Raw genomic sequence first — 15,342 nt, 5'->3', positions numbered from 1 at the left:
TTGCCATTTTTGATCCCCTTTGTTGCCACTTCATGGTGTTTTAATACAAATATTGAAATTACAGATACAACGCAAGTGCCAACCAATAGCTTGCAACCATTATTAATAGTAAGGAATAGACCATGAAGAAAACATTAATCGCACTAACACTTGTTAGCACTTTTTGTGCTCCTGCTTTTGCCGCGGATACCCCATCAAAAGAAGCAAAAAAAGAAACCATAGTCGGCCTGAGCACAGGTGCCATTATTGGTGGTGTTGTTGGTGGGCCAATTGGCGCGTTTGTAGGCGCATTTGCTGGTGGCTTAATTGGCGATGCCAAGGTGGCTGAGCAAACTATTGCCGAGCAGCAACAAGCTTTAACAGTTATGGCAGAGAAAACCAACGACTACCAACATGTTCTTAATCATAACAGCCACTTAGAAGCGCAACTTGAGCTACTGGCTCAGCAAAATGAGCAACTAACGCAATCACAGCTTAATAATTTATTGGCGATGACAGTGCAATTTAAAACAGGCTCTAGCGATATTGCTCCTCATTTTGCCAAGCAGCTTGATCAATTGGTAGCGTTATTAAAAAGCCAGCCGCAACTCGCACTTGATTTAAGTGGCTTTGCCGATCAGCGTGGTGAAGAGCAAGCAAATTTATTACTTTCAAAAGCCAGAGTAAACGCCGTACAAAGTTACTTAATTAAACAGGGGGTTAGCCATACACGCTTAAGCGCACAAGCATTTGGCGAGCAGCAAAGCATAGCAAACAGTAACACCCTTGAAGATAACTTTTTTGATAGACGCGTTACCCTCACTACCCGTGCGTTAAATCAGTCAAGTAATCAAACAGCAAGCAATTAACAACGTGCGTTCGAGGGAGTGATTTATGTTGAGTAAACCCACCAAAGTGCTTACCAAGGTAAGCCTTTTTATTTTTATTATTATCGTGCTTTTGGCCAGCTTTAAAAGCCATGCACAGTCGCCAAAACTATCCTTGTTTGATAGCCAAGGAGTGGCGGTTAATCCGGGGGTTATTTTAAAAAGTGATGCAAAAATGACCCTAACAGGACTAATTAATCATGTTGTAGTAACGCAGCACTACATAAATGAAAATCCTTTTGCAGTAAATGCACGTTATGTTTTTCCTTTACCCGATGAAAGTGCCGTGCAAGCAATGACCATGCGTATTGGTGAGCGAGTGATTCACGGTAAAATAGCAAAAAAACACCAAGCAGAAAAACAGTACCAAGCTGCCAAGCAAGCAGGGAAACAGGCATCTTTGGTTCGTCAGCAGCGTGCAAATATGTTTATGACAAATGTGGCGAATATAGGGCCTGGTGAAGAGATTGTTATAACGCTTGAATATCAAGAGATTATTGATTACCAGCATGGAACCTTTGCGATTCATTTTCCAACCACAATAACGCCACGCTATCATGCAACAACAGGGAAACTGAACGAAGATCAAGATAAGCGTACGGTAAAAAGTGATCATACATCTTCGTTTACTCCACAAGGATGGTTAAGCCCTATTTATACAAAGCAAACCAATGAGGCGGCTAATGCCAGCGATTTAAGCTTAACAATTAACATGGATATAGGCTTAGAATTGGTTGATATAAACGCTAAGTACCATCAGGTAAATATTGAAAACTCTGCGTTTGGGCAATACAGCATTGTGCTAAAACCACAGCAAGCAATAAATAAAGACTTTGTACTGGAGTTTAAGCCACTACAAAAAGCGCAAGCTCAAGCCGCACTTTTTACTCAGCAAGCAAAAAATGGTGAGCAGTTTGCGTTAGCGATGTTGATGCCGCCAAGCGATCAGTTTACCCAGTCTGAGCGTTTGCCGCGTGAAATGGTGTTTGTGGTTGATACCTCGGGCTCTATGCATGGGCAGTCTATGGAGCAAGCTAAAAAAGCATTGTTTTACGCACTCTCGTTACTTGATAGTGATGATAGCTTTAATATTATTGGCTTTAATAATCAGGTTACTGCCATGAGTGATACCCCTTTAGTTGCTAGTGACTTTAATTTACGCCGTGCAAGGCGCTTTATTTATAACTTGCAAGCCGACGGTGGTACTGAAATACAAGGTGCGCTTGATGCCGTACTTAATGGTGCGCAGTTTGAGGGTTTTGTACGCCAAGTGGTGTTTTTAACCGATGGTAGCGTGAGTAACGAAGATGAGTTATTTAAAAGTATTGCGCGCACTTTAGGTGACAGCCGCTTATTTACCGTCGGCATTGGTAGCGCACCTAATCGCTTTTTTATGCGCCGCGCTGCTGATATAGGCAAGGGGTCGTATACCTTTATTGGTAGCACCTTTGATGTGCAGCCAAAAATGCAGCAGTTGTTTGATAAACTCGCTCACCCGGCGATGACTAATTTAGCGTTAACAAATACAAATGGAGACAGCTTAGATTTTTGGCCCTCCCCATTACCGGATCTGTATTTTGCTGAGCCTATTATGGTGGCTATTAAATTAGATAATACCGATACAATTACTTTTACTGGGCAAACAACGCATGGGGAGTTTAAGGTTAAGCTTAATTCGCAAGCAAGCTCAAAAGCCACAGGAATTGATAAGCTTTGGGCACGTCAAAAAATAAAGTCATTATTGCTATACAACCAACAAAGTGAAGTAAAACAGCAAGTGCAGCAACTTGCGCTTGAGCATCAGTTACTTAGCCCATTTACTGCGTTTATTGCCATAGAAGAGAGCACCATTAAAGAAGTTGCCAAACAAACTACACAAGTGGCTAATTCAATGCCGCAAGGAATGAGTATGCGCTTGCCGCAAACTGATGGGCAAAGCAAAATGCATATTGTGTTTGGAGCTTTAATGCTACTAGCTGGCCTGTTGTTAGTAAGGCGCTGTAAATGAAAAAGTGGTTGAGCATAGGTTTACTAGCCTTAGGACTGACCTTATTTGGCCATGGTGCATATATGCAGGCAAAGGCATGGCTTGCACAAGTGTTAATAGAGCAAGCATGGCAAACAGCCCTTAAATCACCCAATAAAAAAATTAAGCCGTGGTTTTATGCTGATAGTTACCCAGTGGCACAAATAATATGGCCAAAGCATAATAAACGACTAACCGTGCTCGATGGCGCAAGTGGTAGAAATTTAGCGTTTGCGCCCAGTCATTTTTTAGCTGCGGGGGAATTGGGTGGGGCTGATGTTGGTAATTCGCAAGGAGCACTTATTGCCGGGCACAACGATACCCACTTTGCATTTTTAAAAAACGCTAAAGTGGGGGAGCAATTTTCTCTGCAATTACAAAATGGCCAAGTGCAGCATTATTCAGTGACACATGTTGAGGTAATTAATCAGTACAACACCGATTTTTTGCATCAAGCAGGGCTGTATTTACTGACCTGTTACCCTTTTGATTCGCTGGCCTCGGGGACCGATTTAAGGTGGCTAGTGTCGGCTGAAATATCCTCACCCGAGGTGGCGTTAGGAATATCGACCACTAGTTCTTGATGGCGTTGGCTTATCATTACGCCTATAAACACCACAAATATGCTGATCCACTGGCCAAGTGTCAGTACTTCGTTAAGAATAATGGCTGACAAAATTAAAGTGAAAATTGGGATTAAATTAGAATAAGCTGCTGCGGTTAACACCGACACTTTACTAATCGCGTAGTTGTACATGCCGTACCCACCCAAAGTAACACAAGAGCCTAAGTACAAAATACTCATTAGTGCGGTTAAATCGTGTTGGTTTTCGCTGGGTAGGTCAATAAACAATAAAAATGGAGCAAAAAACAAACTACCACTCACGCCTTGCAGAGCAATTAATGTGAGTGGGGAATAGCGGTTAGCTAAATGTTTTATACACACGGTATAAAATGCCGCGCACACCATGGCCATTAATTCTAAAAAATTACCCAGTAACGGGTTTGGTGCTTGGCTTGAACTGGGTGAAAGTAAGGTCAATAAAATACTGCCGCCAATGCATAGCGTAAAACCCACCACAATAGCTTTACTAATATGTTCTTTGAGCATGAAAAATGCTAAAAATGCCACAATAATGGGTAAACAAGACACAATAACCCCCGCTTGGGACGCTGAGGTGTACTCCATTGCGTGGCCTTCAAATAAAAAGTACAAACAAGGTTCTGCCAGCGACATGCCTAATAAATACTTCCAATCGCCTTTTAAATATTCAAAACGAATTACGTAACGCCATAAACATAACGAAATCAGTAAAGTGGTGAGCATACGTAAAAATATCACCAAGGCCGGATCATAAATCGCAATCGCGTATTTAAGTGCAATAAAGGAGCTACCCCACAAAAAGGTGGCAATAATTAAACATAAACTGGCAGGCATAAGGTGTAATTTAATCGGTTGAATATAGTGCGATCCTAGCACGCAGAGGGGGGGCTTGAATATTTTTTACTTGTTCAAAAATACCGAACTGGTATAAATAAATTCATCATTTATTGCGCTAAGTAAAAAACATGCAAAGGGATCAGGTCGTAGTTGTAAAGCTAGGTACAAGCGTACTCACTGGCGGTACCGATAAGTTAGACAAAGCACATATGGTGGAACTTGTTCGCCAATGCTGTGAGCTAAAAAAGCAAGGTCACCAGGTTATTTTAGTTTCTAGTGGTGCGGTTGCCGCAGGTCGCGAACAGTTATTAAAACCCTGTGGGCGCACATTAATAGACAAACAAATGTTGGCCGCTATTGGGCAAGGGCAACTCATTCATATTTGGCAAAGCTTATTTGCGTTGTATGGTGTTAACGTGGGGCAAATGCTACTAACGCGCGCCGATGTTGACGACAGAGAGCGTTATTTAAATGCCCGCGATACTCTCAATGCCTTATTAAATTATGATGTTGTGCCGATCATCAATGAAAACGACGCGGTTGCTACCAGTGAAATAAAAGTAGGTGACAACGATAACTTATCGGCATTAGTGGCTATTTTGGCCAATGCCGATAAATTACTATTGCTGACCGATCAACAAGGGTTATTTACCAGCGATCCGCGCACTGACATTAACGCCACCTTGATTGACGAAGTTACTCATATTAATGATGAGTTACGCCAACTTGCGGGTGGCAGCGGTACAAACCTAGGCACAGGGGGTATGGCAACCAAACTACAGGCAGCCGATATTGCCAGAAGAGCTGGGGTTGAGGTGATTATTGCCAAAGGCGCTGATGAAAACGTGATTTTAAAATGCATGAGCGAGCAACTGCCAGGCACCCGTTTTTTAAAACTTACTGCTCCTAAAGATGGCCGAAAAAAATGGTTATTAGCAGGGCCTAAAAGTAGCGGCCAAATTTTAATTGATGTCGGTGCGGTGCATGCATTGCAATCTAAGGGCGCCAGTTTACTTGCTAAAGGCATTACGCGTGCAATAGGTGAATTTGAACGTGGAGATTTAATTAACTTAATTGATGTAAACCAGCAAATTATTGCACGCGGGTTAACGCGCTTTAGCCATCTTGAAATCGATAAAATAAAAGGCGCACATTCTAATCAAATCAGCCAATTACTTGATTACGATAGCGGCGTGGAAGTACTACACAGAGATGATATGGTGGTGTTGTAATTAAGCACTTTTTTAACGATATAGCGCAACGTATAATCCGCTTATAGTGTTGCGCTTTTTTGTGTTAAAATCTTGCACCTTAAATTTGTTGTAAAGAGTATTGAAGATGAAATTAGTTCGCTGGGTTTTAGGTTGTATCATCTTATTTTTTAATTTTGTTTTTACGCCGCGTAGCAAAAAACGTGATCCGCAAGAGCAAACTAAGCTTGATCAGCAAACCGCACAATTTAAGCTCTATCAATTCAAAGCATGCCCTTTTTGTGTAAAAGTGCGCCGTTCAATTAAGCGTGAAGGCTTAAAAATTGAAACACGCGATGCAAAAAATGATGAGCAATACCGCCAAGAGCTATTAGAGCAAGGCGGAAAAGTTAAAGTACCTTGTTTACGTATTGAGCAAGATGGCCAAGTAAAATGGCTTTATGAATCAAACGATATTATTGCTTACTTAAACAAAGTAGCCGCTTAAAATATTTATTGGTATTTCATACCATCTCACTTATTAAAAGAGACATTACCATGACAATTCGTACCCGTGTTGCTCCGTCGCCAACTGGTGACCCGCATCTTGGCACCGCTTACATTGCCTTATTTAACTACTGTTTTGCTAAACAGCAAGGCGGTGAATTTGTACTTCGTATTGAAGATACTGACCAAGTTCGCAGCACACCTGAATCTGAACAAGCCATCATGGATAGCTTACGCTGGTTAGGCCTTGAGTGGGATCATGGTCCTGATGTAGGTGGTGAGTTTGGTCCATACCGTCAATCTGAGCGCAGTGATTTATATAAAAAATACGCTCATCAGTTAGTTGAAGACGGCAAAGCATTTTATTGTTTCGCAACCAGCGAAGAGCTGGACCAAATGCGTGAAGAACAAATGGCCGAAGGTCTGCGTCCTAAATACGATGGCCGAGGCTTAAACCATAGCGAAGACGAAATTAAAGCAAACTTAGCAGCCGGTAAGCCTTACGTTATTCGTATGAAAATCCCAAGCGAAGGCACGTTTAAATTTAACGACTACCTACGTGGTGAAATTGAGATCCCGTGGGAAAACGTAGACATGCAAGTGCTATTAAAAGCGGATGGTTTTCCAACGTACTTTTTAGCTAACGTGGTGGATGATCACCATATGCAAATTAGCCACATTTTCCGTGGTGAAGAATGGATAAACTCAGCGCCTAAGCTATTAAAACTGTATGAAGATTTTGGTTGGGAAGCACCCGTACTAGGTCACTTACCATTATTGCGTAATCCAGATAAATCAAAATTGTCCAAGCGTAAAAACCCAACCTCTATTAATTACTATAAAGAAATGGGTTACCTACCAGAAGCGGTACTTAACTACTTGGGCCGTATGGGTTGGTCAATGCCTGATGAGCGTGAAAAGTTCACCCTTAATGAAATGATTGAACATTTTGACATGAAGCGTGTATCGCTTGGTGGCCCAGTATTCGACGTAGACAAGTTAAGCTGGTTAAACGGTATGTGGATCCGAGAAAACCTAACTGATGCAGAGCTAATGCAGCGTTTTGTTGACTGGAAATTTAATGGCGACATGCTGGCTAAAGTCTTACCTGAAGCTAAAACGCGTATAAATACACTCTCTGACATGGTTGATTTAGCAGGGCACTTTGTAGGCGGTATCCCGACTTACGATCCAGCGCTATTAACAGCCGGTAAAGCTGACGAAGATGTTATTCGCCAAGCATTACAATTTTTTGTATGGCAGCTAGAAGGCTTACGTAGCTTTGAAAAGCCTGCTATTTTTGCAATTGCAAAAGAAGTAGCCACCTTCCACGAGCTTAAAATTAAAGATTTCTTAGAGCCTATATTTGTGGCTATTACCGGCAAAACATCATCAACTTCGGTATTAGATGCAATGGAAATTTTAGGGTCTGACCTATCGCGTGCACGTTTACGTGTTGCGCTTGCCCATTTAGGTATTTCTAAAAAGCAGGCTAAAAAGATTGAGCGCGCATACCGCGATTACCCAAGTGCGTAATCGCGTATACAGATTCAAAAGCCGCTTAATTTAAGCGGCTTTTTTGTGCCTGTAATTCTAAGATGGAGTTGCCAGCATAGGGTAAGTAAATAAGAAAAAGTGAAACACATTAACGAGCCAATGACATAAAATGGCCCATTCTAACCGGCTTGTTTTATAGTAAATATAGCCATATCCAAAACCTGCAACGGCCGCCACAAGCATATAATGAGTACCCGCTGAAAAGTGTGCCAGTGAAAATACACAAGTACTGATAGCCGGTGCGAGCAGTGCAAACCTGCTCGGGGTTATTAGTTTTGAAAGCTTAGTTTGTATCACTCCCCTAAATAATGCCTCTTCTGCAACGCAGGTAAAAAGTAGGTTGATGGCTATAAATAACAACCAAAATTCAGGTACTTTTGGCGCAAATTCAACAAGGTTTAACGTTAAAGCAGTTATGAGCGCCGCTAAAATAGTGATAGTTATAATTAAAACGGGGTAGCCGATAGTCACTGGCTTTGCCGTTTTATTTTTTGCAAAAAAATAAGCGCTCAGCATTAAACCCGCTAATGCTTTATCGAAATTAGCATACAGGGTAAATGCAATTGCGTTACTGGTGATTTGTTCATTAACAACAATAGGCAGGTTATTAAAACCCGCAAACCAATGTAAGGCCAACCCGAGTGAGGCTGTTATAAATAAAGACGTTAGAACATTACGTTTTAACGCTGAGGTTGCCAATAGCGTAAAGTGAAACAATCCCACATAAACAGCTATAACAGCAACCGCGTTTAAATTTATATATTCTTGATAATAGGCGCTAATAATACTTAGCAGCAATAAGTATCGCCATAATGGTTGGCGAAATACAGTGAGTTTACACTGCGGGAAAACACATAAAATAGCGGCAGCTAAAAAGTAAAAAGTCATTGGCAAATACTGCTTGTTGTTTGATAGGGGAAATGAGAGAAAACGAATCACATAGCGTTATAGTCTCAATTAGATAATTTTGAGCTATTAATAATTATAGGCTTGTCCGGTACAAATAACGGCTAAATCACAATTGTAGCGGGATACTGATTGGCACTGCTCTAGTGTAAATGCATTGCCACCTAAATAAAGCACATCGTTTTTAAGGGATTCTATAGCTTGTGATTTCAAACGGTTATAGCTAATTGAGGATGTTCGCGTATCATCTGATACATCGCAGCTTTCGCCTTTTATTCCACCAAGGGGGCTTGCACCTCTATCGAGAGCGTCCTGAACACTGTAAAATTGCTCTAGACCACGTTTTTTAATGTGGCTTGAAACGTGTTCTGATAAAACCTCGTCGTCGATATTGGTTGTGTAAGTAATGTTATTACAGCCAGTTAATAATGAAACCGCGCATATTAATAAAGAAAAATACTTCATTAGTTAATCCCTTAAACTCGTATTTGCTTAATTTACTTAGTTAATTAGCGAGTTGCAAATTATCATTTTTCGCCTTTATTAAACAGATTCGACCTCTCAAGATTTTTTTTCTGGTAGTATAGCTAGGTTATAAGCAGTTTAAGCAGTGAACACACTATGTTAAGTCCTTACTATCAGCAGCATGCTGATTATGTTTCAATTTCTCGTGAGCAAGGTTGTCGCTTTGCTAAATGTGTAGCCGACGACTACAACCCGCTTCATGATAAAGACGCTAAAAAGTTTTGCGCACCAGGAGACTTACTTTTTTCTCTAGTGTTAGACCGCTATGGCATTAGTGAGCGAATGGAGTTTACCTTTGCCGGTATGGTTGATGAAAATACCAAGCTAAATTTTCCAGAACAACCTGGAGAAGAGTTTGATGTAAACCATGGCGAAAAAGTAATTTTAAAGGTTAAACGCGACGGTAAAACCAGTAAATGCCCAACACTTACAAACAGTTTAATAAAAAATTATGTTGAGTTCTCAGGTGCTGCGTTCCCGCATGTAATTATTCCTTTAATGGGCAAGCAAGAGGTAATGATAAATCCTGCGCGGCCTATGATTATTTATGAATCAATGATAATAAACCTTAATAACATTGATATTAAATCACCCACCCTTGAGTTTGCAGAGCCTAGCTTTGAATACGCTGGTAAACGCGGCAAAATAACCTTGCGCTTTAATTTACTCGAAAACGGCGAAAAGGTGGGTTTTGGTGAAAAACACATGGTGGTATCGGGTATTCGTGAATACTGTCAAAGCACCGTAGATGATTTAATTGCATTTTATAATGAACGTAAAGCCACATTAAAACCAGCTTAAATACTTCATTTTATATAGGCGCTATTTAGCGCCTTTTTTATTACTAAAGCTCAGGTATAATAGCGTTCTTTGTTATTTTAAAGCCAAGCTTATGTCTGCCACATCGTTCTCATCACTAGCCCTAGACCCGTTACTATTAACGGCAATAGAGCAAAATAATTACACTACGCCTACCGCCATTCAGCACAAAACGATACCGCCAATTTTAGCGGGCAAAGACGTTATGGGCAGCGCTCAAACTGGTACTGGTAAAACAGCTGCTTTTGTTTTGCCGCTATTACATAAGCTTTTAAATATCGCTAAAAAAGACGAACCTGGCATTGCTCGTGTGGTTATTTTAACGCCCACCCGTGAACTTGCTCAGCAAGTATTTGCAAGCTTTGAAAAATACGCACAAGGTACAGATATAAAAGGTGCGCTTGCTTATGGTGGCGCAAGCATTGGTCCACAAATCAAAGCACTTAAAACAGCGCAAGTAATAGTGGCAACGCCAGGGCGCTTACTTGATCACATAGTGAAGGGCAGTGTGGTGCTTTCAAGCGTCGACTCTTTAGTATTTGATGAAGCAGACCGTATGCTTGATATGGGTTTTATTGACGAAATTAGAAGAATACTGCGTCATATCCCAGGCGATCGTCAAACCTTACTGTTTTCCGCGACCTTTGATGACAGTGTATTTGAGCTGAGTAAAAAATTGCTCAAAGACCCTGAGCTTATTGAAGTTGATAAGCGCAACTCTGCTGCTGTAGAGGTTGAACAAGTTATTTACGCAGTAGATGAAGACAGAAAGCGCGAACTGGTCTCGCACATGATTGGCATGAAAAACTGGCGCCAAGTGCTTATATTCACCCGCACTAAACAAATGGCCGATAAGCTTGCCAAAGAAATGTGTAAAGATGGTTTAAAAACCGAATCTATTCATGGTGATAAATCACAAGGAGCTCGCGACCGCGCATTACAAAACTTTAAAGAGGGCAGTACACGTGTTTTAGTAGCCACCGATGTAGCGGCGCGCGGTTTAGACATACCGGCACTTAAATACGTAATTAACTTTGAATTGCCATACATAGCTGAAGATTATGTACACCGTATTGGCCGTACAGGACGAGCTGGCGAGCAAGGCCTTGCTATGTCGTTAGTGAGTCTTGATGAGCAATGGCTACTTGAAGAAATTGAAGTACTGCTTGATACGCGTTTAGCACCACAATGGCTTGAAGGCTACGAGCCCGACTTAAATAAGCCACCTAAAGATAACCGCAAAAACACCAACAAAGCGCGTAAAGATCGTGATAAAAAACGTATTACAGGGCAAAGAGCGCCGAATAGAAGACGTAAATAAAAGCTTAGGACTTCACCTAACAGGCAGCTAAGAGCGAAAAGCAGACATTGACCGTTAATCGTTTCAACGACGGCAATTAGCCATACGTTGCATGTTTGCTCCCTTACTGGTTTTACGATATCCAAAACCGACATAACGACCATTAAGCAAATACCAAAGTAAAATAGGTATGTGCTCCAATCATATAGCCAAAGAGGATAAAGCGTTAATAGCACTGCTACAGGCCCTAGAATGCTGAAGACAGCTCTGGTATGGTTTTTATTTTTGTGCCAGTTGTATAAGTTTACCAATAGTTCCAAAGATGCAAAAATAGGTAAAAGCGTATTTACAGCTATTCCTTCGAAGTGAGAGAAGAAGCCTAGTCCTAATGCCGATGCAAGTGACCTTAATGCAGGGAGGCAGGCCGTGCCGCTAGCCAAACGCCACTAGAGCCTACTCTGTCTAATATTTTATTTATCATTTGAAAGTCTATTGGTTGATATTACCATCATTCTAAACTCCGTATACAAGTACGGAGTCAATCATTTTAATGAGTCAATTATGGGGCAATGTGTTGGATCTTCGTTTTGCATACAGGTATTTGTCATACCCACAATTACTTTCTCTAAACGTTGAAGGTCATTAATTTTGTCTCGAATGATTGCTAACTTTTGTCGGTTTAATAGCTCAACTTGAGCGCAGTTGCTGTCCATAGACATTAGCGATTTTATTTCTCTTAACGTAAAGCCGAGCGCTTTGGCTTTTGTGATAAACCTAAGTTGTCCTGCTATTGATTCGTCATATTGTCTATAACCAGATATTGGTTTTTCAGGTTGTGTAATCAGTCCTTCTCGTTCATAAAAACGAATGGTTTCTACATTTAAATTTAATGATTGTGCTAATTTGCCAATGGTTTTCATTATTGCCTTTGTGAATACTACTAATCTAAAGTTATATTTAGTTCAACTATCTAATGACTTGATAATGCCACAGACTTCAATTGTACCGTCAGACCCGCAAGAGCTTGCCATTAGTTTTAACTCTTTTTTGAGTGCATTCAATTCCTTCATTCGTTGATTAACTAAAGTTAGTTGCCGATCAATTAATGCATTTACACTAGAGCAACTCTCCTCTGGCTTGTTTTTTAATTCAATGAGTCGCTTAATATCATTAAGCGGAATATCTAAACTTCGACAATGCTTTACGAACTCTAGCTCTTTAAATGCCTTATTAGAATACAACCTGAAATTCCCTTCAGTGCGATCAGGATCTGACAGCAAGCCCTCCTTTTCATAATATCGGATGGTTTGTACTGAATACCCCGATGTTTTCGATAACTCACCAATTTTCATAAAATTTCCAAATAAACTTGACCCTATAGTCACTATAGGATTTATAGTTAGAGCATACAAGTTAATCGGAGATGAAAATGAGCGATTGTGGGTGTGAAGTTGAGCTAAAAGATAACCAGCAAAAAACGGTGCTTTATTGGCTTCTGGCTATCAATGCCTCGATGTTTGTTTTTGAAATTGGCTTTGGTTGGTTATCAGAATCAACGGCTTTAATTGCAGATTCGTTAGACATGCTAGCGGATGCAATCGTCTATGCAATTGCACTATACGCGGTGGGAAAGTCAATCCAACATAAGGCTAATGCTGCTTTAGTGAGTGGCTATTTCCAACTGGGGTTAGGCGTGCTAATTCTAATGGATATTGCTAGAAGGCTGTATGGTGAAAGTGAGCCTCACTCTTGGTTTATGATTGGCGTAGGCATGGTTGCTTTAGTTGCAAATGTGATTTGTCTCATCCTTATTCGAAAGCACAACAACGATGAAGTACATATGAGAGCTAGCTGGATATTTTCAGCGAATGATGTAATTGCAAATCTTGGTGTCGTTATCGCAGGCATACTCGTTATGGTGCTGAAACAGCGTTGGCCTGATATCGTCATTGGTAGCATCATTTCAATGTTAATTCTTCGAGGCGCTTACCGAATACTAATCGATGCTAAACAAGAATTAGCTGTTGCTGAGAAAACACGTTAAACACCAAATGAAGATAAACAATCAACCTTTGGTTGTTCAAAGTAAGGAAACATCAATGAATAGCAAATATCTAGAAAAAACCAAGATAGTAAATTTTGAACACTCTACAATTCAATCATTAATTTCTGAGCGTAATTGGCAAGAACTCGATGACTTCAACAAAATTGGTGCAGCCTACCAATTTGTTAAAGATGAAATATTATTTGGTTACAATGAGAGTGATGATATTTCAGCAAGCAGTGTTTTAGCCGATGGTTACGGACAATGCAATACCAAGGGTAACTTGCTGATGGCTTTGTTACGAGGATTAGGTATTCAATGTCGTTTTCACGGCTTTACTATTGAGCAGCGATTACAAAAAGGAGCTATTCCAACTTATGTATTTTGGTTAGCACCTAAATATATCATTCATAGTTGGATTGAAGTTTATTTCAAGGATCGTTGGATAAACTTAGAAGGCTTTATATTAGATGAACAATATTTAAGTTCACTACAGCACAAATTTAGTCAAATAAAAAACGAATTTTGTGGTTATGGTGTTGCAACAAAGTGTTTCTCTTCGCCAGATACAGATTGGCGTGGTCAAGATACCTATATACAAAAAGAAGGTATTCATGATGATTTTGGTGTTTATAATTCCCCTGATGAGTTTTATCTCGAAAAAGGAACTAACTTATCAGGAATCAAACGTTGGATGTATCAACGAGTGATCCGTCACTTTATCAATTTTAACGTAGTCAATGTAAGAAATTTAAAAGTTCTTGAGGTGGAAAATGCACAATCATAGCCATAGCCATTCGCATGGAAAAGACGACCGTATAGGTTGGACATTTTTCCTTAATGTTTCATTTACTATTATCGAATTTATTGGTGGTTGGCTAACCAACAGTACCGCTATTATGGCTGATGCTGTACATGACCTGGGTGACAGTTTATCTATAGGATTCGCTTGGATACTGAGTCGTTTCTCGGATAAAGAAGCATCCGATAGATTTAGCTATGGCTATCGTCGTCTTACCCTGTTTGGCGCATTAATTAACAGTATTGTATTAGTTATTGGTTCTGTCTGGGTGCTATTTGAAGCAATACCAAGATTATCTAATCCTGAAATGCCAATGGCTGAAGGAATGTTGGGTCTTGCATTACTTGGGGTTGCTGTTAATGGGTATGCAGTATTTAAACTAAAAGCGGGTAAAACGCTGAACGAAAAAGTACTTACGTGGCATTTGCTTGAAGACGTACTTGGCTGGGTTGCAGTCCTAATTGTTTCTATCGTGCTGCTTTTTGTAGATCTACCAATATTAGATCCTTTGCTTTCTATAGGCTTTACACTGTTTATATTGTTTAACGTTTTGAAAAACCTGAAAACAACATTGGCACTATTTCTTCAAGCTACACCTGATGAAGAAGTGCAGAATAATATTGAAAAAGCGATAAAGGCTATACCTGAAATTAATGGGATTCATCATATGCACTTTTGGTCATTAGACGGGGAAAGTCACGTATTAACTGCTCACCTAGAGTTAGCCCATAACTTTGAGGTTGATAAATTAATTAGGCTAAAACAACAAGTGGCTAAGGAACTTTCTTCTTATAATTTATCTCATACAACCATTGAGTTTGAGTTTCCTCAAGAAACTTGCCGTGACGAGCATGAAAAACATGCGCATGGCTAGTTTAGAAAACCTTTTTTTGATATTATAATTTTTCATATTTAAGTAGGTGTTTATTTTGAAATTCAATGTTGCGTTAAAAATACTATTAGTCGTTTCGATTGTTTTGCAATCGTTAACTGCTGTTGTATCCGCAACACCTGAGAATCACCAAATAGATATAGAGCACCTTCAAATTCAACATGATCATGCAGATGATCGAAATGTCTCAAATGATAATGTAGGTGATGAGCAGCATAATGAAAAAGATTGTCATCACTGCGGACATTGCAGTGGCAGCCACTTATCTTGGATTTTAGTCAGTAATTCAAATACCACGGGCAAACTAAACATTATCAATAAAACGCCTTATCAAATTGATCAAACAAGTACCTTTCTTGAAGCGATACTTCGTCCGCCCATTTCTTAATTAGATTAATTTTTAATGACCTATTTATCCTTTAATAATGGATAAAGGTTTCGTGTTTATTAATTTTAAAATTAAGAAT

General features: G+C 40.0%; 17 protein-coding genes and 1 pseudogene. 12 read left to right on the top strand and 6 right to left on the bottom strand.

What is annotated here, in order from left to right; all coding sequences use genetic code 11:
• Positions 1-122 precede the first annotated feature (122 nt).
• From pdsO to A9479_RS19725, 3 genes are read left to right on the top strand one after another with little or no spacing between them, the layout of a single operon-like run.
• Positions 123-848: a sortase-associated OmpA-like protein PdsO gene (gene pdsO, locus A9479_RS11285; RefSeq protein WP_016900447.1), complete on the top strand. Its 726-nt coding sequence runs from the start codon at positions 123-125 to the stop codon at positions 846-848.
• A gap of 25 nt (positions 849-873) precedes the next feature.
• Entirely contained in the window at positions 874-2,874 is a 2,001-nt protein-coding gene (locus tag A9479_RS11280) for a marine proteobacterial sortase target protein (protein WP_064663472.1), read from the top strand.
• Positions 2,871-3,476 carry a class GN sortase gene (locus tag A9479_RS19725; protein WP_082918330.1) on the top strand — a complete coding sequence of 202 codons (606 nt, stop codon included), beginning with the start codon at positions 2,871-2,873 and terminating at the stop codon, positions 3,474-3,476. Before A9479_RS11280 ends, A9479_RS19725 begins: the two co-directional genes overlap by 4 nt.
• On the opposite strand, the gene A9479_RS11275 is transcribed toward A9479_RS19725, so the two are convergent.
• On the bottom strand, positions 3,371-4,330 hold the full coding sequence (locus A9479_RS11275; RefSeq protein WP_041695769.1) for a DMT family transporter: 960 nt from the start codon (positions 4,328-4,330) through the stop codon (positions 3,371-3,373). The genes A9479_RS19725 and A9479_RS11275 overlap by 106 nt on opposite strands.
• A gap of 131 nt (positions 4,331-4,461) precedes the next feature.
• Between A9479_RS11275 and proB the strand changes: the two genes are divergently transcribed.
• The 3 genes from proB (at position 4,462) to gltX (ending at position 7,566) form a co-directional block, all read left to right on the top strand.
• Positions 4,462-5,565 (top strand): glutamate 5-kinase, encoded by a 1,104-nt coding sequence (proB, locus tag A9479_RS11270; RefSeq protein WP_064663471.1) that lies wholly within the window; start codon positions 4,462-4,464, stop codon positions 5,563-5,565.
• Positions 5,566-5,671: 106 nt separating this feature from the next.
• The gene (locus tag A9479_RS11265) at positions 5,672-6,031 is read left to right on the top strand and encodes a glutathione S-transferase N-terminal domain-containing protein (protein WP_008111110.1); all 360 of its coding nucleotides are present in this window, start codon (positions 5,672-5,674) and stop codon (positions 6,029-6,031) included.
• A gap of 50 nt (positions 6,032-6,081) precedes the next feature.
• On the top strand, positions 6,082-7,566 hold the full coding sequence (gene gltX / locus A9479_RS11260; RefSeq protein WP_013465713.1) for a glutamate--tRNA ligase: 1,485 nt from the start codon (positions 6,082-6,084) through the stop codon (positions 7,564-7,566).
• Between the two features lie 57 nt (positions 7,567-7,623).
• On the opposite strand, the gene A9479_RS11255 is transcribed toward gltX, so the two are convergent.
• Both A9479_RS11255 and A9479_RS11250 read right to left on the bottom strand, forming a co-directional pair.
• Complete coding sequence (locus A9479_RS11255; RefSeq protein WP_064663470.1) at positions 7,624-8,475, bottom strand: CPBP family intramembrane glutamic endopeptidase; 852 nt, start codon at positions 8,473-8,475, stop codon at positions 7,624-7,626.
• An 87-nt stretch (positions 8,476-8,562) separates the two neighbouring features.
• A complete protein-coding gene (locus tag A9479_RS11250) occupies positions 8,563-8,958 on the bottom strand; it encodes a hypothetical protein (RefSeq protein ID WP_028835734.1) in 396 nt (131 codons plus the stop codon).
• A gap of 156 nt (positions 8,959-9,114) precedes the next feature.
• On the opposite strand from A9479_RS11250, the gene A9479_RS11245 reads away from it, so the two are divergent.
• Both A9479_RS11245 and A9479_RS11240 read left to right on the top strand, forming a co-directional pair.
• The gene (locus tag A9479_RS11245) at positions 9,115-9,819 is read left to right on the top strand and encodes a DUF3581 domain-containing protein (RefSeq protein ID WP_016900441.1); all 705 of its coding nucleotides are present in this window, start codon (positions 9,115-9,117) and stop codon (positions 9,817-9,819) included.
• A 91-nt stretch (positions 9,820-9,910) separates the two neighbouring features.
• On the top strand, positions 9,911-11,158 hold the full coding sequence (locus tag A9479_RS11240) for a DEAD/DEAH box helicase (protein WP_064663469.1): 1,248 nt from the start codon (positions 9,911-9,913) through the stop codon (positions 11,156-11,158).
• 176 nt (positions 11,159-11,334) lie between these two features.
• On the opposite strand, the pseudogene A9479_RS20100 reads toward A9479_RS11240, so the two are convergent.
• From A9479_RS20100 to A9479_RS11230, 3 genes and pseudogenes are all read right to left on the bottom strand, one after another.
• Positions 11,335-11,577: pseudogene (locus A9479_RS20100) on the bottom strand (MerC family mercury resistance protein); the annotation flags it as partial.
• 102 nt (positions 11,578-11,679) lie between these two features.
• Positions 11,680-12,057 (bottom strand): MerR family transcriptional regulator, encoded by a 378-nt coding sequence (locus A9479_RS11235; protein ID WP_004588890.1) that lies wholly within the window; start codon positions 12,055-12,057, stop codon positions 11,680-11,682.
• 42 nt (positions 12,058-12,099) lie between these two features.
• Positions 12,100-12,489 carry a Cd(II)/Pb(II)-responsive transcriptional regulator gene (locus A9479_RS11230; protein ID WP_004588889.1) on the bottom strand — a complete coding sequence of 130 codons (390 nt, stop codon included), beginning with the start codon at positions 12,487-12,489 and terminating at the stop codon, positions 12,100-12,102.
• 77 nt (positions 12,490-12,566) lie between these two features.
• On the opposite strand from A9479_RS11230, the gene A9479_RS11225 reads away from it, so the two are divergent.
• From A9479_RS11225 to A9479_RS11210, 4 genes are read left to right on the top strand one after another with little or no spacing between them, the layout of a single operon-like run.
• Positions 12,567-13,181: a cation transporter gene (locus A9479_RS11225; protein WP_064663489.1), complete on the top strand. Its 615-nt coding sequence runs from the start codon at positions 12,567-12,569 to the stop codon at positions 13,179-13,181.
• A gap of 55 nt (positions 13,182-13,236) precedes the next feature.
• Positions 13,237-13,968, top strand: a complete 732-nt coding sequence (locus A9479_RS11220; RefSeq protein ID WP_004588887.1) for a transglutaminase family protein — start codon at positions 13,237-13,239, stop codon at positions 13,966-13,968.
• Entirely contained in the window at positions 13,955-14,857 is a 903-nt protein-coding gene (locus A9479_RS11215) for a cation diffusion facilitator family transporter (protein ID WP_004588886.1), read from the top strand. The genes A9479_RS11220 and A9479_RS11215 overlap by 14 nt, the downstream gene beginning before the upstream one ends.
• Positions 14,858-14,912: 55 nt before the next feature.
• Entirely contained in the window at positions 14,913-15,263 is a 351-nt protein-coding gene (locus A9479_RS11210; protein WP_004588885.1) for a hypothetical protein, read from the top strand.
• Positions 15,264-15,342 lie beyond the last annotated feature (79 nt).

The organism is Pseudoalteromonas sp. MQS005, from assembly GCF_001661605.1.
Taxonomy (GTDB): domain Bacteria; phylum Pseudomonadota; class Gammaproteobacteria; order Enterobacterales; family Alteromonadaceae; genus Pseudoalteromonas; species Pseudoalteromonas tetraodonis.
The sequence above is the reverse complement of the archived record's forward strand: the minus strand, read 5'-3'. Positions and strand labels throughout refer to the sequence as shown.